Source organism: Roseimarinus sediminis (assembly GCF_050433125.1).
GTDB lineage: Bacteria > Bacteroidota > Bacteroidia > Bacteroidales > Prolixibacteraceae > Roseimarinus > Roseimarinus sediminis.
On record NZ_JBNPXV010000001.1, the window covers coordinates 467,588 to 487,696 of the forward strand.

The 20,109-nt window shown below is 44.2% G+C and carries 14 protein-coding genes; 3 read left to right on the forward strand and 11 right to left on the reverse strand.

The annotated features are described in order from the left end of the window. Positions 1-18 precede the first annotated feature (18 nt). From FHS86_RS01870 to FHS86_RS01890, 5 genes are all read right to left on the reverse strand, one after another. Positions 19-1,599, reverse strand: a complete 1,581-nt coding sequence (locus tag FHS86_RS01870; RefSeq protein ID WP_429410534.1) for a fasciclin domain-containing protein — start codon at positions 1,597-1,599, stop codon at positions 19-21. A gap of 60 nt (positions 1,600-1,659) precedes the next feature. Then, positions 1,660-3,126, reverse strand: a complete 1,467-nt coding sequence (locus FHS86_RS01875) for a RagB/SusD family nutrient uptake outer membrane protein (RefSeq protein ID WP_429410536.1) — start codon at positions 3,124-3,126, stop codon at positions 1,660-1,662. Between the two features lie 35 nt (positions 3,127-3,161). Continuing rightward, a complete protein-coding gene (locus FHS86_RS01880) occupies positions 3,162-6,401 on the reverse strand; it encodes a SusC/RagA family TonB-linked outer membrane protein (protein WP_429410538.1) in 3,240 nt (1,079 codons plus the stop codon). Positions 6,402-6,452: 51 nt separating this feature from the next. Continuing rightward, a complete protein-coding gene (locus FHS86_RS01885) occupies positions 6,453-8,759 on the reverse strand; it encodes a fasciclin domain-containing protein (RefSeq protein WP_429410539.1) in 2,307 nt (768 codons plus the stop codon). 373 nt (positions 8,760-9,132) lie between these two features. Continuing rightward, the gene (locus FHS86_RS01890) at positions 9,133-10,833 is read right to left on the reverse strand and encodes a helix-turn-helix domain-containing protein (protein WP_429410541.1); all 1,701 of its coding nucleotides are present in this window, start codon (positions 10,831-10,833) and stop codon (positions 9,133-9,135) included. Between the two features lie 544 nt (positions 10,834-11,377). Between FHS86_RS01890 and FHS86_RS01895 the strand changes: the two genes are divergently transcribed. Then, positions 11,378-15,187 carry a T9SS type A sorting domain-containing protein gene (locus FHS86_RS01895; protein ID WP_429410543.1) on the forward strand — a complete coding sequence of 1,270 codons (3,810 nt, stop codon included), beginning with the start codon at positions 11,378-11,380 and terminating at the stop codon, positions 15,185-15,187. Between the two features lie 96 nt (positions 15,188-15,283). Here FHS86_RS01895 and FHS86_RS01900 read toward each other — a convergent pair whose 3' ends face one another. Continuing rightward, the gene (locus tag FHS86_RS01900; RefSeq protein WP_429410545.1) at positions 15,284-15,685 is read right to left on the reverse strand and encodes a hypothetical protein; all 402 of its coding nucleotides are present in this window, start codon (positions 15,683-15,685) and stop codon (positions 15,284-15,286) included. Positions 15,686-15,883: 198 nt separating this feature from the next. Here FHS86_RS01900 and FHS86_RS01905 point away from each other — a divergent pair, with 198 nt between their 5' ends. Further along, positions 15,884-16,888, forward strand: coding sequence for a zinc-binding dehydrogenase (locus tag FHS86_RS01905; RefSeq protein ID WP_429410547.1), 1,005 nt, complete (start codon positions 15,884-15,886; stop codon positions 16,886-16,888). A gap of 5 nt (positions 16,889-16,893) precedes the next feature. Here the strand turns inward: FHS86_RS01905 and FHS86_RS01910 are convergent, their stop codons facing one another. Together FHS86_RS01910 and FHS86_RS01915 are read right to left on the reverse strand one after the other, a co-directional pair. Next, positions 16,894-17,484, reverse strand: a complete 591-nt coding sequence (locus tag FHS86_RS01910; protein ID WP_429410549.1) for an START domain-containing protein — start codon at positions 17,482-17,484, stop codon at positions 16,894-16,896. 2 nt (positions 17,485-17,486) lie between these two features. Further along, entirely contained in the window at positions 17,487-17,906 is a 420-nt protein-coding gene (locus tag FHS86_RS01915; RefSeq protein WP_429410551.1) for a DUF2141 domain-containing protein, read from the reverse strand. A 131-nt stretch (positions 17,907-18,037) separates the two neighbouring features. Here FHS86_RS01915 and FHS86_RS01920 point away from each other — a divergent pair, with 131 nt between their 5' ends. Next, positions 18,038-18,406, forward strand: a complete 369-nt coding sequence (locus tag FHS86_RS01920; protein ID WP_429410553.1) for a diacylglycerol kinase family protein — start codon at positions 18,038-18,040, stop codon at positions 18,404-18,406. A gap of 8 nt (positions 18,407-18,414) precedes the next feature. On the opposite strand, the gene bla is transcribed toward FHS86_RS01920, so the two are convergent. Genes bla through FHS86_RS01935 form a run of 3 tightly spaced genes read right to left on the reverse strand, consistent with a single transcriptional unit; the run spans position 18,415 to position 20,006 of the window. After that, a complete protein-coding gene (gene bla / locus FHS86_RS01925; RefSeq protein WP_429410555.1) occupies positions 18,415-19,167 on the reverse strand; it encodes a subclass B1 metallo-beta-lactamase in 753 nt (250 codons plus the stop codon). 12 nt (positions 19,168-19,179) lie between these two features. Next, positions 19,180-19,734 carry a methylated-DNA--[protein]-cysteine S-methyltransferase gene (locus FHS86_RS01930; protein WP_429410557.1) on the reverse strand — a complete coding sequence of 185 codons (555 nt, stop codon included), beginning with the start codon at positions 19,732-19,734 and terminating at the stop codon, positions 19,180-19,182. 38 nt (positions 19,735-19,772) lie between these two features. Then, positions 19,773-20,006 (reverse strand): hypothetical protein, encoded by a 234-nt coding sequence (locus tag FHS86_RS01935; RefSeq protein WP_429410559.1) that lies wholly within the window; start codon positions 20,004-20,006, stop codon positions 19,773-19,775. Positions 20,007-20,109 lie beyond the last annotated feature (103 nt).

Here is a 20,109-nt window from a genome sequence, read left to right on the forward strand (position 1 = left end):
ATTGACATTTACTGTCAGTTATAACGATGGTTTTTCGAAATAGATAACATCCCAGTACAGTATGCCTGGTATGAGTGTTTTCACTTTAATTTCGTGATTTTTATATTCAAGGAAAGTGACTCTTCCCAGATCGAAATTAACGTAAGGATCATTGCTGCTACCGCCGGTAGTCAGGTCTATTAAACCTCCAATTTTCACTCCGTCGAGGAAGACTTCTACCAGGGCATTGTCGATGCTGTTGGCATGGGCCCTGAAACGTACATTGTATTCTCCCTGAACAATTTTGGGTAATTGATAGGTGAGCGTAAAGTCACCCTGCATCATAATATAGTCATCATTCCAGGCTGGTTCTTCTTCATCGAGACTTTTCACGAACAGCAAATCGCTGGTTCCGCCGGTCCACGAGAGAGTAGACAGCAGGGATTGGTCCTGTACCAGGTATTCACCTCCCTTATCACGATAAATATTGAACAGCGGTTCTTCGAAGAATTCGAAATATTGATTGGCCACTATTGCATTTTGAGGCAGCATGATCTGGTTGATCAGGTGCACGGAGCCACTCAGTGTAAATACATTGCTCACATCGTAATAAAAAGTGATGTAGTTGAGGTAGGTGGTGTCGCCCACTTCCGAAATAATGGTATCAAATATTTGTTTGCCCCGGTTGATGGCCAGATCCAGTTCATCAATTCCGTTCACGTTCACAGGGACGTTACCATAAGTATTGTAGTTGGATGTTTGCTCTTCGAAGTTGGATAAAAAGAGACTGCCTTCGAGGATATGACAGGCGACAAAATTATACAGGTTGTTGTATGGGCTGGTGTATTCGGTGTTATTTGGACTAATGGCAGCTGCCAGATCGTTAAAATTCATGATGTTGTTACGGTGGTACACCGAATCGGGTTCCACAAAGAGGGTAACAGGGTTGAGGCTGATGGTATCGCGTTCAATCACGCGGCTCAAAATTTCATCGAGACCTGTTTGTTGAACTGCTTCGTAAAAGATGGAATATCCACTGGTTTGTTCGAGCCACTGGGTGGTGGTAAAAGTAATAGGTGTAAGGGCTTTTGAAATAACATGAATGTAGCCGTTCGACACTTCGATGTTCCCTTGTACAAGGGGAGCTTCATTGTTTATTTTGTAATAAGAACTATCGGTACCTATTTCGAAACCAATGGTAATGTTTTGGCCGTAAAGGTTTAGTTCGTCAAGCGCACCAAAGGGAAAATCGTTGGTGAGATAACCTCTGTTTACAACATGATAACGGGCCATTGCAGCAACATAGTCTGCATTGTTCAACAGATCGTCGAAACTGTTAAACAGATTGCTTTCGGCTATGAACAGTTCGATGGCTTCGTTGGTGGGTAAAAACAGGGTATAATCGTTTCCGTTAGGATTGTATGCACTTACGGTTTTATCGAGTTCTCCTTTTTCAAGTATCTGAAGAAATTTTGAATAAAGAGAGTCGTTCTCCGCGATGTAGTCATAGATCGTCTGACGTTCCATGTCTTTAAACCCGGCTTCGGGTACATCTTCGTTACATGAGTAGCATGCAAACAGGGTAACGAAAGTGGCGAGTATGATGTGAATTTTTTTCATCTGGTTTACTTTTAAAGGTTGCTTGAAAGCAAAGAAAACTGAGCCTTCCAATGCTAAGTTCTACCTGTTGTAATACGGATTCTGCTTTAGGTTTTTATTTCTTTCCAGTTCAAATTTATATACCGGCATGTACCAGCCCATGGGGTTGGTTAGTTTTGAGCCAAGAATTCTTTTTTGTGTTGATGGTACATTCTGGATGATGATTTCAACCAATTTGCTGCTACGGGCATAGTTATTGCGTCGGCCCATCCGAACCAGATCGAACCAACGTTTTCCCTCGAAAGCCAGTTCAAGTGCTCTTTCCTCAAGAATGGCATCCTCGAAGGCAGTTGCTGAATTCTGTAATGTACGCGGTGCGATACCTGCCCGTTCGCGAATCAGGTTAATCAGCTCAAGCGCTTCACTGTAACGACCTAGTTGGGACAGTGCTTCGGCTTTCATTAGCAGCACATCGGCATAACGGTACACAATCCAATTGGCTGTTGCTTCGATGTTACCCGGCCTGACAGTACTGCCGTCGGGGGCTAAACCAACGTATTTCCAAATGGTAAAATCGGTTTCCGAATTCTTTTTAATCGAGATGTCCTGACCACGGAAAGGTTCATTGGTATATTTCCGGGCAAAAGCTTTAATCGCCGTATTGCTGGGGTCAAAATTATGACTGTTTACTTCGGTTAAACCGAATAGATTATTGCGCTGATTCTGTCTGAAATCGATCTGGAATTCGAAAATGCTTTCGAGTGAATTTCCGGGATAGAAATTTTCAAACCATCGTGCACTGGGCATTAATTCAATTTTATCGGCCAGGATGATATTGTCGACATGTTCGATCACTGCTTCATAGTCGAAACGCCACAATGCGATGTCGGCCAGAAGGGCTTCGCAGGCTTCTCTCGAGGCTCGTCCTTTGATTTCCATTAACGACAGATAGTTGTCCGACAGGTATTTTCTGGCTTCGAGCAATTCGATGGTAATTTGTTCGAGTATACTGTCGGCCGGAGCCTGAGGCGGATAAAAATCAACATCGTCGGTTTCGCTGGGCTGGGTTACATAAGGAACATCGTTGTAGATACGAACGAGGTAAAAATAGGCCAGCGAACGAATAAAATAAGCTTCCGACATGTAGCCCTGGAGCTGATAGTCGGTAAATGTTTTATCGATGTCTTTTACTGCAGGAGCATTATCGATCACCTCATTGGCATAGTTAATTACCTTGTAAAAGTTTTCCCAGTTACTCAGCCAGTTGTCGGGGTAAATGTTGCCATTCATCATATTACGAATATTCCAGTCGAGGCTGTAGTCATCAGCCACCATGTCGGCCCGTGCTTCGCCATGAATAAACATCAAATTATCGAGGGTCGAAAAGGTACTGTAAGCGCCCATCAGGGTGGCTTCAACGTCCTCCTTGGTTTGCCAGTATTCCTCGCGAGTCAGTCCGCTGGGAGGCATCATTTCCAGCCAGTCGTTACAGGCTGTTTGCGTAACGAGGATGAGTAGGATGATGATATAGTTGAATCTGCGTTTCATTGTCGTGTGCTGTTTAGTCATTCTTTTCATTGTTATTAGAAATAAACCGATAAACTAACTGTAGTCATTCTCGATGGAGGGGTACGTGCATTATCGACTCCAATCCAGAAAGGGTCGCTTGCATTCTGACCAATTTCAGGATCCTGTCCTGAGTAGTTGGTGAAGGTGAGTAATTTACGCGCGCTCAACGCCAGGTTCATGCGGTTTACGTGCAGCAGGTCGCAAATGTGCTTGGGTACTTTGTAGCCGATCTTTACACTGTTCAACCTCAGGTAGTCGCCCCGTTCAACATAGCGGTCCGATCCCAGGTTGTTGGCAGGATGGTTCTCGTAGGCACGTGGCAACATGTGTTCTTCGTCCTGACCTTCTTTTTTCCAGCGGCGCAGTACAGCCTTGCTCTGGTTGTTGCGGTCGTTCATCCCTTCGGTTTTGATTGCTACCCCGTTAATAATATCGAAGCCGATACGATAATGGAAGCCCAAAGAGATATCAAAGTTTTTGTATTGAAAGGCGCTTCCGAAACCACCAATGAAGTCGGGGTTCGAGTCACCAATATAAACTACGTCGTTGAGGTCGATTTTTCCATCGTTGTTTTGATCGCGGTACATGGCATCTCCCCCTTTGAAGGTGTAGGTTCCGAGATAGGTCATTGGAATTACATCGCCGTCGGCATCGAGAATGGCATTGCCTTCGGCATCGCGGGCAATGGCATCTTCGCTACTGGCATATACGCCCAGATATTCGAAACCGAAAAATGATCCGATAGGTTCACCTTCAACTACGCGCTGTGGATATTGTCCATTGGAGATGTCGGTCGACTTCTCATTGTTGAAATTTTCGGGCAGTTTTGAAAACTGGTTGTAGTTGTTCGAAGTATTGAAATAGACACTCCAGATAAGATCCTTTTTACGAATCAGTTTTCCGTTGATCATTAATTCCCATCCCTGGTTTAACATTTCACCTCCATTGAAAAACTGCAGGCCTGAAAAACCAGAAGAATAGGGAATCTGATAGTATTGCCATGTTTGTGTTCCACCAAAAAGGATGTCGGTGGTATGTTTGGTATATACATCAGCCTCAAAATAAAGGCGGTCTTTAAACAGGTTGAGGTTGATTCCTACGTTGTACGATTCTACATTTTCCCATTTCAGGTTTCGAAGTTCGATTTTTGAGGGAATAATTACGTTGTTTCCTGCGTAAGTACCCGATGTATTGTAGAGTGAAAAGCGTGCATAGGGATCACTTGGAGGACGTCCGGCAGTACCCCAGCTAAAGCGGAGTTTGCTTTCGCCCAGCCAGTCGGCACCCGAAAGAAATGATTCGCTTGAAAAACGCCATCCAACAGATACTCCTTTAAAAAGGCCCCAGCGGCTGTTTTGTCCGAAGGCTGAGTTGGCATCGGCTCGTGCATTAATTTGAAGCATGTAGCGGTCGAGGTACTTATAGTTCATGTTGAAAACTGCTCCAAGGTCGCGGGCATCGCCTGATCCGGAACCAATCCAGTTAATTTGAGAATTAATGGCTGGATCCTGCAGGTCAACCGATGGTGTACGGTTGCTTTGCAGGTTCATCCATTCGTAATGCGACTGGTTGGTTACCCACGAAATGGCTCCTGACAAATCATGTATGGAGGCATCGAAGGGTGCATTGAATATGAATTGAGATTCAGTACGAATGGATGAGTTAATGTTGTTCGATTCTTCTGCTTTATTGACCTGCCAGTCGAGCCAGTCAACACCGAGGGCATTGTAGGGAAGAAAGACATTTGATTTCGATCCGTTGTACTGAAAGGAAATGGTTTGACGGAAGCGAACCCAGTCATTGAAAATATAACGCAGGCGAAAAGAGGTTTCCAGTCCGTGCTCTTTACGGTCATTACTGCCTAATGTACCTACTGCCACTGGGTTGTAGTAGGAACCTCCGGCTCCCTGGTAGCTGGTGATTGGTGTAAAGTATTCCCCGGTGGGCTCTCCGTTTTCATCGTACTCCCAGATACTCATGTTGGGTGCTTTAATGTACGACATTTCCCTTATGTTACGATTATCAATTGAAACGTTGCCGTCGACATTGTTGGTAGTATAAGAGAAAAGCACCGTGTACATCAGTTTTTTCGACAGGATGTAATCGAGGTTGATACGGGTTGAAAAACGCCTTGAGCGGGTATTGATGGTGGTTCCTTCTTCGTCGAGGTAACTGAACGAGGCTGAATAACGCGTTTTGTCGCCACCGCCCGACAGGGCAAAGTAGTGGTCCATGGTGATACCGTTTTGTGTAATGGCATCTAGCCAGTCGGTATTGGCCGAATAGTTATAGAAGTCTTCGTAATCGGGGTTGTAGGCAATTTCATCGGGTAATTCGAAAGTACCCCTGGCATTGTGTAACTGTTCCAGTTGAAGGGTGACATATTCATCACCATTGAGCATGGGGATGGGGTCGGGCTGTACATTCAAACTGTGTTTGTACTGGTATTCAAACTGTACTTCTCCCATCTTTCCCTTGCGGGTTTCGATAAGCAAAACTCCATCGGCACCTTTCGAACCATAAATGGCAGTAGCACCTGCATCTTTCAGTACCTCGATGGATTTGATGTCCTGAAGGGCAATGTTGATCATGTTACTGATGTCTTCCTGGTCGGCTGAGCTAAGGTCGATGTCGGCTCCCACGCGGTCCTGCGGAATGCCGTCGATTACGATCAAGGGCTTGTTATTCCCAATAGAGCTCAGACCACGAATTACAATTTGTGATCCTGAGCCCGGGTCTCCGGAGGCACTAAGGATGTCCAAACCCGCCACCTTGCCCTGAAGCGCATCGGCAGCTGAAGTAACCCCTACTTCCTGCATCTCAATCAGGTCGACTTTTACCGACGAGGAGGCCTTGTCGCGGTCCTCGATGTTGGTGAGCCCCGAGCCCGACTGGCGTTCGGCAGTAATGGTAACAGCCCCGATTTCGATGTCGGTCGATTCGAGTTCGATTTTCATCGATTGATTAAAAAGCGGTTTTAGATCCCGGGCATGGTACCCGATTACACTCACACGAAGCATGTTGGCCGGATCTTTCATAGTATATACAAAGTCACCGTTGATGTCGGTAGCAGTACCACCAATTACACGATTGTCGCTGTCGATCTCGGCCACTGTTGCCCCGATGATGGGTTCAACACCGGATTTTTCGACGATCCTGCCGCGGATGATTTTGCTGCTTTGTGCATTGGCAAGGGTCGAACAAAATAGCATCAGTGCCAGGATCAGGTTTATGGATGTTTTGATTCGTTTCATTTCGTATAAACGCCTTAGGTTCAAAAATTAATCGTTTTGTATGGTTAGGTTTTACTTAACGTCGATTTGCGTCAGATCAAACACTTTATCAATGCCATGAATTACGCCCGTTGACACTATGTTATTGAAATTAGCCTGGCCGCTGCCGTCGTCGAGGTTGTTGGCTGAGATAATATTGGTATTGACCGATTCGTTCACTTGGGCATAGCTTCCGCCGTTAGCAGCCCTGACCTCGATGATGTCGGATCCCGGACTCAGGTAAACTTCGATGTTGACAGTGGCATTGCCAACTTTTTGAGTGGCAGCAGAGGGATAATAGCCCGAAGGCATTCTACCATCGGTAAAGATCATATTTCCTTTAATAAAATGAAGTTTCAGAAAAGGAACAAGTTCTTCGTTGCTCAGGGTATCAGCCTGATAGGCCTGTAAGGCTTCTGCCGTAGGGGCAAATACGGTATAAAGGTCGGTTCCGGTTATAAAACTGAATTCTTCTTCTCTTTCATTGGCCAGGCCTGACTTAACCAGCAGACTGGTAAATTCAGGAAAGTTTGATTTTAATTCGAGGAAGAGGTTCGTTGCGGCATATTTAAACCAGGCATTCACTTCGTATGTATCCCCGTTATCGGTATCGGTACTAATTTTCTTCGGTCTTACTTCAACTTGATCTCCACTTCGGAAGCCGGTTGTTGAGGGTTCCATACCAACCACGGTTCCGCTTGTGTTATCCCAGGTTATGTAGTTGCCGCCAAGGGTCTTGAGGAATTCCTTGTTTGCAATTCCTTTCGGCGTTTCTACTGCAATTTGGTTAAGTAGTAATACCCGCAAATCGTTTTGATAGAAATAATACATTTTAGGCTGTGAAATTCGTGATACAGCATAAAAGTATTCGGTAATCTGATCTTTTTGTTCTATGTAGCGGTAAAACAGCGATGAGTCGACGGTAAGTGTTTGATCAGGTACGGCAAAAAGTGCGTAATCCTGTCCTTCACGTTTAAGGGAGGAAAGCAAACCCGAAAATTCAATTGCATTCATCATGGTGGAAAAACCCCGCTGACGATATACCGGGCCGGTAACACTTTTGAAGGCACGGGGAACGATGGGTTCATCAATCCCTATAAAGGTTGAATTGCTTCCGTATTGTTTTTCTACAATGTGCGAAGGATCGAGAAAGATAAGGTCTTCTTCTCCGTTGTAGAATCCGTTTTGTAAATCGCTCTGGTAGATGGCATTGATCGAAAAATAGGAGTTGGCAATAATTTTTCTGATTTTACGTGGTACTGCCTGCAGTGATCCCCATTGTCCTGCTCCCTTGATGTATTGATCGACAAAGGAGGAAAATGCCTGATTGGTTGGTGCCATCAATCCGTGATGAAAACGAATGGTTACTTCGCTGGGCAGGCCCACTCCTCCGGCAGGAGCCTTGGTTCTTTCGCTGGTGATATCAAAAGTGAGCTCGGGATAAGTGAGGTCAAATAAGGAATCAACCTGAAGCCCCTGGTCTGCACCGGCCTGTTCGTTGGTTGCGGTTTCATTCCAGCTCATGTCGGGGAATTGGTTCACCAGGTTCAAAAAGTCCTTATATTCATCATTGCCAGCTATCATTTCATAGGCATTGGGCAGTGGTTCAACAACCCGGTCTATGACGTGAATAAAACCATTGTCGGCAAAGTGCTCCTCGCCTGAAAGCTTTGCATTCACGTAATACATGTCCATCGGATCGTCAAAGGGGCGATCGAAATAGAAGCTGTAATCGTTAAGCTGTAAATTGTTCAGGTTGAAATATTCCTTATAAAATACAGGTGCATATTTGCTTATATCGTTAATAAAAACGCGTTTGATATTCGACTTGGTCGTGTCGACCAGATTCCATGCGTCTTTTTTATCGGGTGCAGAGATTACACCAAATTTATAGTCTTTTTTCTTCAACAGGGTCTGCCTTTTATAACCCCAGGCTTTGTTGTTAAATTCATCGGTGGGATCAATCCAACCATTTACATCAAGCAAACGCAACTGATCCCTGTTCCATGGATTTTGTACAATGTGGTATTTAACCAGGTTGGTGAGTTCCGGAAGTGGAATGTCCTCTACCGTGGCATAAGAAGGGTGGTTTTGAAAATAAAGTTCAAATGCTTCATTGGTGGGAGCAAATACAGTATAGCTGCCAGAAGCATCAATGATTTCAGCATATTCGCTAAACTCGAGGCATTTGGTAAATGTTTCAAGCCCTTCGATGTTTTTTATCTGGGTGTAAACCATCCCCTCGAGCCATTCGGGTTGCTCGTATTTGTTGAAATCATCCTTGCATGAAAAAAGCATCAGGAGTATCAGTGTGATGAATAGAAATTTTCCTTTGGTCATTGCTTTGTGCATTTAATGGAAAAATGTGTTAATAAATGTCAAAAGTATTAAAATGCAATTCATTTGTCGTGGTCAAATGTTGCGATTAGGGTGAAAATTTCTTGTGTATGGTGTATATTTTACTGTTGGCGTCGCATGAATGATGTATGAAATATTTAGCCCCCTGACTGCTCCTCCGTAACACAGCTTGTCGATGGCAGACCATCTGTGACTTGAGTTAATTGTCATGAAATCAGTGGCTAATGCAGTGTGTCGAATGTTTCCAGCAGTGGCCATAATTTGTAGTATTTGCCCCTCATTTACGGGTTGTGGGTTTATTGGGGGCCTGTTCATGTTGAAAGTTATATAAAAAGCGGTGGTTAAAATTTGGTTTTTATTGTTCGGAGGTGTCTCTATAACTTGCAGGTGTTACTCCGTAATATTCTCTGAAGCATTTAACAAAGTAAGACAGGTTATTAAAGCCCGATTGATAACACACTTCCTTGATGCTGTAATTTTTTCGGCTTAACAACTGGTGTGCATGTTCAAGCCGGGTATTTCTGATTAATTCTACGGGAGAGAAACCGGTAAGGTTTTTTATTTTTCGGTATAGTTGGGTCGTACTTAGTTCCATTTCGAGAGAAAGCTCGTGAACATTAAAATCGGCCTGGTCGAGGTGTTGTTTGATCAAGCTTTTTAATTGTTGGATAAAGAGTTCATCTCTCGATACTTTATTGGTCAGCAGGTCGGTCATCAATAATTCCCGGGGCTGGGAATTTTCGCTTAATTCCCGGTTTTTAATGGTTCGTGAAATTTGTGCAATCAGAACTTGCTGGTTCAAAGGTGGGAGTAAAATACCATCGGCACCCTGAAGGTAGTATTTGCTGATCAGTTCAGGGTCGGCATGTTCTGCAAGCACCAATACCGGCAAATGACTGGTTCCTCGTGTTTGCCTGATTGATGCGGTAAGGTTTTGGCCCTGATCGTCGGTGGCAGTGGGTGTTGTGATAAGCAGCATTGGCAGCCTTTCTCCTTTCAACAAAGCCATGGTTTGCTCCGCTTCATGTGGTGCAAGGCATTCAAAGTAGGGAGTAAGCAAGCTGATCAAAAGCAGTCGTTCATCTTCAGAATCGCTAACGATCATGATGGGTTCTTGCTGGTTTTCCTTTTCAAATAAAGTAAACTTATCAGCTTGTTTGTCTTCTTCAAAGCTTAGATTTCTTTTTGCTTTGTTGATTTCGATGTCGGCAGCAGGAAATGTTAAAAGATAAATGGATTGAGTTTGTTCAGACTGCTTTATGACAAGTTGTCCACCTGCCTGTTCAAGCGCCTGTGCGATGATTGGTAAAAGTAGTTGGAATACAGCTTCTTCAGACTTGTTCTTCCTAAGTTCATTGTTTATTTGATTGGGTACAGAATGATGTTGTACCGTGATCGACAATTCGATGGACTGCTTATTTTTGACCGATGTGGCTGCCTTGCTTTCATTCGGACGTAGTTCGAGTACTATTTCAGCAATACGGCCAGGTGCTTCCAGGCAGATCCCGTTGAACAGGTTAAGTAAAATCAGCTCAAAGTTTGGGATGTCAAGGCGGGCACTGATCGCCTGAGACCTCAGTTTCCATGCAAGCTTTCTGCTTTGGCGGTCAAGATGGAAGGCCTTAAGTGTTATTTTTTCAATGAGTGTTCTAACTTCAGTTTTTTCAACAGATGGTGTTGGCGTTTTTTTCTGGTGAATGGATTGAATCAACTCATTGTACCATTGTAAGCCTGAAAACTGGTCAGATAAACTTAAAATGTCATTTTGGCTAGGTGGTACATCGATCATGAATTGTCTGAGTTGATTTCCCAGGTGGGAAATATAGCGTTGGTAAATGAGGCTTTGGTCGATTTGTTGTTGCTTAATTTTTTCGGCTTTCGTCTGGGCAAGTTGCCTGGCTTTCCTATTCTTTAGCAGAAAGGAGCAGGTGATGATGAGGAGAATCAGAAGCAAGACAATAAAAAACAGCATCGGCCTGGCACCGGTTTGAAAAACCGGTACAAAGCAGTACACAAGTTCCTTGCTGCTTCGTTCAGCTGGTCTGGCATTTATCATCGATATAAACTTTGAGTTCACTGTATTGCATGTTCCGAAGATAAGAAAAGAAAGTGAAAGATGTAAGAAATCTGTTATTCTCTGGAATGGATGATGGTCCGCAAGGCTTGCTGGCTTTTATTTCTGTATTGATATCTGTTGCTGGTACTGATGTTGTATTTGTTATACCTTCAGCGCGGGCTGATTTATCAGTAGCGCCTAACTGTTCCTATTTGATGTTTGTGTAAGATCTTCTTTCTGGTAAATCTGTTTTTGTATTCTCCGTTGATAAATCGTAAGTGGTCGAAGTTGCCTTTTTGTGCGTCTTGTAAAAAAATAGGGCCTGATCCACGATTATTTCCACCCGAGGGGGTTAACTGTTTCTGGCAGGGGGTGCAAAAAAAACAGCAATTTTCAGGAGTAACATATTTTATTCAGAAAAGAGTGAAATGTTGTATTAAAGAATCGTTGGTTTCGTTGCAGCGCTTTCAAATAATTTACAATTTTAAGCTAGCAACTTTTCAATTGACTTAAACTTGAAATTATTAACTTAAACTTAAAAATTATGAAGTTTAAACTTTTACTTTTATTATTATTCGTAAGCGCTGGCTTTTTAAGAGCTCAGGAGGCTTACCGAAATCTGATTTTTTCGGAAGTGAGAATGGATGAATGGCACCATACTTACGCCGAGATTACCAACATGGGTGATCAAACAGTTAACCTGGGTGATTTTGAACTTGGAACCATCACTCCATGGAACGATCCTTATATTCCGGGACCCGACAGTTATGTTCGCTTAACTGCAGTAGATCTGGCACCGGGGGAATCGTTTGTAATTGCAACATTCCGCGACTGGCTGGCAGAACAGGCCATTATCAATCCTGAGCGTTATGATGCCATTACCAAGAAGGATACCTGGAAACTGGCCGACATGCAATTACATTTACGTGAAGCACCAACCGATGATCCCACCGACAGTGTGTCAGTAGGTTTTGCTGCACTGGAAGCATGGAATGGTCGTTCATGTTGGTATTTGCGTCATCATTTTGTAGATGAGGTTACCGGCATCAAAGACTCTGTGGTAGTGGATGCTGTAAACGGTATCTTTACCGGTGATGACGGACGTCGTCCCGGCGATGTGCCAAGCGATGTGGCCGGTGTTGCCAATGGTACACGCGAAGCAATTTTGGTGCGCAAGTACAATATTACACAGGGAACTACCGACTGGGAAGCTGCCCGTGGAACCGACCTGAACGATTCTGAATGGCTTCCGATTCCCCGCATGGTCGCTGGTGGATGGGAAATCAACCGTAAGGAATACTGGACTGTTGGTAATCATGGCAACTTCCGTCTCGATGCCGAACATGTTAAGTCTTCGACCATTGCCATCGACTGGAACAACAAAACCATGACCGTTGACTGGGGTGGACGTAATAATGACTCCATCATGGTTGAATTTGATTATGCTCCCGGTTTGGCATGGCGCTATCAGTTGTCACCCGATCCGATCGACTCAGCCTTTACTTCGGTTCGTACCGGTGACTCGCTTACGCTGTATGCGGCAGGAAATCAGCTTGATATTATGAAATTTGCACTTATTCTGAATCCTCCGACTGCAAGCGAAGCCAGGGTAATGCCTAAGAATGCTCAGGGAGATGATGGTGGCTGGTATACTCCTTATATTGTAACCACGAACGTTAGTCCTATCGATTCAATTCTGGAAGTACCTTATGCAACACGTGTTGATACCTTGTACAAGTACCTCGAAAAAGCACCGAATGCTTCGTGGGAAATTGTATGGGCCGACGGTGTTGAACGTCCCGACCTGATTCGTGGCGACAAACTGAAAGTAACTGCCGAAGACGGATCAACCACCAAGGAATATTATATCTATGTGGAAGACTATCTGCCAAGTCACGATGCAGAGCTTTCATCGATTACCTGGCCTGATATCCCGGAATACTTAAAAGGTATTTTTGGATGGGAAGGTGATACCATTCCAAGTTTCACCCAAACCAAAGTGAATTATAAGGTTCAGGTGCCGCTCGATGTGACTGGTATTCCTAATCTGATAGCCAAAACAAATAACATCGATGCCAAAGTAGAGGTTGAAAGAGCTAAAAACCTGACAGGATCAGAAGCAGACCGTACCATTAAATTTCATACTACGGCAGAAGACGATACCAGTAAAATGACCTATAATATTGTGCTGGAAAAAGAAAAGGACATTGAAAATCAACAACCTTATGTGGCTGAGCCTTTCTTCTCTCAGATTGTTATGCGTGAAAACTGGGGTAATAATTTTATTGAAGTTTGTAACCCGGGTAATCAGGTTCTCGACCTGAGCCGCTATGTTATTGTTCGTGGTGGAAGCAGTCCGGGTGAAGCCATTACCGAAAGTTCAGGCGTTGACAACTGGGGAGATCGTTTCCGTCGTTTTGTACCTGGTTATATATGGCAGGACGAAGCGCAATGGCAGGAGCAACCTTCTGTGCTGGTGCAGGACTTCAGTGTCAATACCATGGTTGACCCGGGTGACGTTTTTGTAATGGGTTGGTGTGCTGCAACTACCAATAGTGGTGCCGATCATCCCCGTTTCCCCGAAATAGATGTGAACTTCCGCTCGGAGTATAATCCATGGGGACTCACCTTTACCGATGGTCAGGTGGCTGCTTTTGGTTGGGTTAATGAATCATATTATCTCTATAAGATTACGAATGACTCTGTATTGAATGGTTTAAAACCATTGAATGATCCGGCCGATGTTGAGATTATTGATGTATTTGGTAATTGCGACTGGAGCGACTGGGGTACTGTTGACGGTGTTGCTACCGGCCAGAACTCAGGTTTCATGCGTTTACCACAATACTATAAAGGAAATACCGAACCTGGTGGTTCTTTCGGAACCGGCGAAGCAGGAACTTCAGAATGGCGTTATACCAACTTTTCTTACTGGGAAGCCAGAGGTTACGGATGGCCATGGAATGAGGTTCAGAACAGTGATGGTATTGGTTCACACGAAATGGTAACTGTAACCGAGTACATGTCGACCATTGGTTCAATAGAATATATTGCCAGCGAAGGTTATAAAGGAGAACAGACCATTATTGGTGTGAAAACCGGAACCACTGTTGATGACTTCCTTGCCGCCATTATTAAGAAAGACGAAGGACAAGTACTTACTGTTAGCAGCAATGGTACTGATTTGTCAGGCGGTGCTACAGTAAGTAAAGGTGATGTGCTGACAGTTGTATCGGCCAATGGTGAAAATACCACACAATACACGATTGATGTAACCGATCAGGGGCTTGATAACGATGCAGTATTGACTTCAACAACTTACACCATTACTGTAAATGGTGCTCAGGGAACAATTTCCGGATTCGAACCGGGTACTACCCTGCGTGCAATTCACGATGGTGTTACCGTTCCTGCAACTGCTCTGTATTTTAATATGCTCGACGCCGAAGGTGCTTATGTTGCCTTAAGCCAGATCAATTTCGACACAACGTATGTTGATGTACTGGCTTCAGACCAGATTTTCTTTGATGTAACTGCTCAGGATGGTAAAACCAAAATTACTTATCAGTTACAACCCAACAGCACAGCAAGTGATGCTTACGTTCTTTCGAATACCTTCGAAGTGGATCAGGATCTTGCACTGATTAAACTGGTTCCTGAAGGACTGAACGTTTCTGCTTTGTTCGACAATGTGACTCCTGCACCAGGTGCAAGTATCGAATTGCGCAACAAGTTGTGGCAACTTCGCGACTTCGGTTCGGTTTATAAGGATGATAAACTGGTAGTAACCGCACAGGACGGAGAAACCCAGAAAACTTACTCTCTGATGATGCTGAACGACCTTACTGCTGCTTATTTGGCAGTAGCCTACTCCGATGTATATGTTGTCGATCAGGCTGACCAGACTATTAGTGAGGTAAGCGAAGGTACAACACCTGCCGCATTCCTTGCCAATATTTCAGCTTCGGCCGGAGCAACTATTGAAGTTCAGAATAGTGATGGTACTGCCAAAACAGGCGATGCCATGGTTAGCGGCGATATTCTGATGGTTACATCTGAAGACGGCTCTAACGTTACATACTATACTGTAGATGTTAAAGTTTCGGCAGCGAAGTTTGGTAACAGCGGCATTAAGATGTATCCTAACCCAACTTCAGGGATGGTTAATTTCGACGGCGTAAGCGACGGAAGTACCATTCGCGTATTTAACGCAGTTGGATTAAATGTAATGACCATAAATGCTGATGCGATGACTAATACCGCATCACTGAGCGACCAGCCTGCAGGTATTTACATGATTGTTATTAGCAACGCTAATCAAAACGTTGCCAAGTTTAAGTTGATCAAGAAATAGTTGTAGAAAGTGTTATTAAAAAAGGCAGCCATCGGCTGCCTTTTTTTTGTATTATTTTGAGCTTTCTGTTTGCAGTACAATCCTTGATGCTTCAGATTAGTTCAATCGATTCAGCTTAACAATTCTTAAACCCCAGAAAAACTCGAGTGTTCCGAGTGCCAGGTAAAGGGGTTGAAGCCAGGAAACAAAGCCAAGCATTATTACCTGAATTACAATCCATGCCATTAGCAAAACGCCAAAAATAATTCCAAGTATTCCCGCTTCCTTCATCATTTTTAAACTAAAATAGGAAGCAATGAGTGAGCCAATTCCATTTACGGCCAGCAAAAACAGGCCTGGTAGTAGAAAATCAGTAAAGGGTGTATTGCTTAACATTTCGGTGGATAAACCCTGGGCTGCCCCATCGGGAGTTAAAACCATGGGAAGGCCACCGGCAATGCCTCCCATGCCAACGAATAGCTGTAAATAGCCCAGAAGTTTGTAAGTTCGTACTGACATTGTTGATTGTTTTTAGTATTGTTGTCAAGGCTCAAAGATAAGCGCTTAATTATTCGATGTCAATCAGCATCAAAAATTTCTCCCAAAGTTGGTTTTTGCTGATGTTTGTTTTCACAACAGCTTCTGTTTTTCGAAAAGAGTATTCTAAAAGAAAAGTGTTTCATTACTTTTGATGCTTCGTTAATTAAAAATACAGACATGCTTCCTACAAAAATGAAAGCGGTAAGACAGAATGCTCCGGGTGCACCACTCGATGTATGTGAATTACCCGTTCCGCTACCTCAAAAAGGAGAGGTGTTGGTGAAAATGGCCTATGCTCCTTTTAATCCTTCCGATATTAGTGCGCTTCGCGGATTATATGTCGATCAGAAACAGTATCCCTTTACTCCGGGAATTGAAGGCAGTGGTATTGTGGTTGGTGCCGGAAACGGGCTTTTACCCAAATTGCGCATGGGCAAGCGGGTTTGCTGCTCGTCGGGCAACAGCGGCGGAACATGGGCCGAGTACATGTGTACGCCTGCTACCCGGGTAATTCCACTTAAGCCAGGCATTGGTCTGGAACAAGGGGCCATGCTGATTGTAAACCCTATGACAGCGCTGGCTTTTATGGAGATGGCGCGTAAGGGAAAGCACAAGGCCATTGTGAATTCGGCAGCAGCAAGTGTTTTGGGCCAGATGTTGATTAAGTTATGCAAGCAGTATCAACTTCCGCTTATCAATATTGTACGCCGCAGTGAACAGGTGAGCAGCTTGAAAAATCAAGGCGCAGAACATGTGTTGAATATGAGTGAAGAAGGTTTTCCCGAAGCCCTTGCCAGCCTAAGTCATCAGCTTGGGGCAACGCTTTTGTTCGATGCAGTGGGTGGCGAACTCACCGCAGTGTTGGTCGATGCAGCTCCAGTGGGCAGTACCATTGTTATTTATTCAAATATGTCGGATCAGCCTTTTAGCATCAATGCCCGTTCGCTCATTCAGAAAGATAAAAGCATTTCGAACTTTTATCTGGGTACCTGGACTTCGAAGCAGAATATTCTGAAAACGCTGAAAGCGGCGAAGAATGTACAAAAGCTGGTTGCTGATGAGCTGCAAAGCAAGGTTCGGATGCGTTATCCACTCGATCAGGTAAACGAAGCACTGAATGACTATCAAAATCAAATGACCGGGGGAAAAATTTTACTGCAAATGAACAGCGATCTTTTTTGAGGTGTTCATTTGCTGAGCAGTTTGCGCATATTGTTCATGGTAATCCAGGGAGCATCGACCGAAGCGCTGTTGGCCAGCCAGGCCGGAATCATTCCGCCCGGATCGGAGTGCATCTGAAAAATTATCCGTGTGCTGTTTTCTTCAAGCGGAATAAGCATCCAAAAACCACTCGAAAAGGGCATTCTTATATAGCCGGAAGGAATTTTTTCGTCACTCTCAAAGTGATGTATTTCAAAAAGCACATGGCCGGTAATACTGTCTTTTGAAATGTCGGTGTACAGGTAAGCTTCACGGTTCTTTATTCCCGGAGGAGTCGCACTCTCGTAGTAGTAATAGATGCGCCCTTCTTCTTTTTTAAGAACATTGGTAGCGGTGGTGCGATAACACCAATCGGAATAACGTTCAATGTCACTGATCAATGCGGCAAGCTGTTCCATTGGGATGTCGGTTTTCATTTCACCCCTGAAAGCTTTAAAGTTGCTGTTCTCCACTTGAAGTGTGTACACACTGATACCTTCTTTTTCGTATTCAAAGCGCCAGTCATCATGCTGCATTAAACCGGCCAAAAACATCCAGGTCAGCAGTAATAAACTCATTTTTACTTTCCGAGTGCAATGTTAATACGGGTGTCATAATATACACCAAACGAAATGTCGCTGAATGCAGGGGGATATTTCATTTTCGATGAGAATGAATAACCCCATGGTTCAAGAGGTCCAAGCAGCCACTTGTCGAAACGATGGTTGTGATTTACATCCTGAAACGAACGGATGGCATACTCTCCGGGAGGTACATTTTTGAATTCATATTCAACATAGGTCTTGTCATAATTCACCCAATACGAAAGGGTGTCAATTCCCTGTTGTTCATTGTTAAAGCTTGTTTCGTTGCATAAGAGTACATACACTCTCCCCTCGGGGTGATGGGCATTAACACGGCCCGAAACGGTATAGCTTTTCTCCTGTGAAAAAGCCATGCTAACAAGCAGGGTGAACAAAATGGCGATCGAAAACTTCATGTTGCTTGACTAAAATTGAAGATAAAGATAAGGATTGTAAAATGTTTATGCCATAACCTTTCTTCTTAAATGTATTATTTTCGACCTTTGAGTAGTTTTTTTAAATCCGATCGATAAAATAAAAGTAACAGATGTCGATAAATTTCTCCTTTCGAAAACTCTTACTGAGTTTCAAATATGCAGGCAGGGGGCTTGTTGTGCTGTTTAAAAGCCAGCAAAATGCATTGATTCATTTGCTTGCTCTGGTGTTTGTATTTGCATTGGCCTGGTATCTGCAATTGTCAAAAATTGAATGGCTGTTTATTGTGTTGAGTGTGACCATGGTCATCGTGGCCGAAGCTTTTAATACGGCCATCGAATTCCTGGCTGACAGCATCAGCAAAGAGCATCACCCTTTAATCGGGAAGGCCAAAGATGTCGCGGCCGGCGCAGTTTTGCTCACGGCAATCATGGCTGTTGTGGTGGGCATTCTTGTTTTTGGACCTCACCTTTTGGCTTAAACGAAACCCTAATTCCTGCCCAGGTGTTCCTCTACCAGTTTGATGGTATGCTTTAGTAAACTGCTGTCGCCCACCTGGCCGTGGCCCGGAATTACCCATTTTGCGTTTCCGTATTTCTCCTGTACCCTTTCAACACTGCTTTTCCACGAGGTGATTTCTGCATCGGCAGTATTTCCAAGTCCCCGTGCTTCGGCAGCCTTGATGAGACAACCTCCAAACAGCAGGCTTTCCTGTGGAATAAAAACCACAATGTTATCGGGTGTATGACCGCCACCCGGGAAATAGCATTCAATGTTCTGCTCTTCGAAAGGGAAGCTGAGTGTTTCCTCAAAGGTGGTATCGGGTAGTGGCAGATTCAACTGTTGACAAAGCCGTTTGGTACCAGCTCCCAGAATGGTGTATACGCCCTGTTGCTGAAGATAAGCCATGCCGCCAATGCAGTCGTCGTGCGAATGGCCGCCAATGAAAGTGGTGATTTCAACATTCATGCTATCCCGCAAGTACTTGTATATGATGGCCGTATGTTCGGGTGAAATGGGCGTGTCGATCATCAGCGCCTTCTGCTTACTGATAAGCAGCATGCCGTTGGAAGAAAAGCGGCCATACACTTCCGAAGTACTGTACGTTTGGTGAACAAGTACCTGATCTGAAATACGGATCAGTGCAATGTCGGGATGAACAAATACAGGCACTTCGGCCCAAGCCTGACTATTCAAGAGTTGACTGAGTATTATAAGCAAGACGAGTTGAATACTTTTCATGATGCATCGAATTTAAAATAAGCTGCCGTCTTTTTTACTATTTGCATGTTGCTCCTCGTGTTGAATGAGCCAGCGCTTTCGTTCAACTCCTCCCAAATAGCCGGTTAGTTTATTGCCAGCACCAACAACCCGGTGACAAGGGATGAGCAAAAGCAGGGGGTTGGTGGCAATGGCCCTGGCAACAGCCCGGGTGAGCGAGCTGCTGCCAAGTTCATTGGCCAATTGACCGTAGGTAATAGTTGTACCGTAAGGAATGCCCCTAAGCAGCTTCCAGACCTGCTGCTGGAAATCACTTCCATTTAAATCTACAGGAAGGTCGAAACGGAACAGGCTGGCTGAGAAATAGGCATCCAGCTGCGAACGAATTTCCATGAAGAGGGAAAGCCCGCTGGCTGGTTCTTCGAAGGAAAGGCTGTTGATTTGTTCGTCTGCAAAAGTATCGGCAAACTGAAGCAAAGCAATCCCCGTGGAGGAACAAGCGCAGAGGACGCTTCCAATTGGAGTGGAAAGGCGGCTGTAGTGCAATGAATCGTTTAGGAGCAGTGCTTGCTTTTGTGGATGGTGCATTCGGGCTGATTTTTAAAAACTGAAAGACAGGATTACCGTCAGGCTTTGGCCAGATGATAACGCTCAATGATTTCCTGCACACTCAGATGGCTGTTGGGCAACACATCGGGCGGGCAAACTCCGGTGGCCTCTTTTACAAGGTAGCGCTTACAGGTTTTGTAATCGGGCGACTCACAAAAGTACTGCCGGTAAGCTTTGCTGGTCATTACTTTGTCTTTCAGGATTCCTGAATAAATAGGACATTTTTCATAATTTGGACAGATGGTACTCATAACTGGTTGTTTTTAGGTTTAAGCAAACAAGTTAACATAAAGAATGATTGAATACAATAGCTTCTCTCACAAATTTTCTTTATCACAATAGCTCTTAATTCAT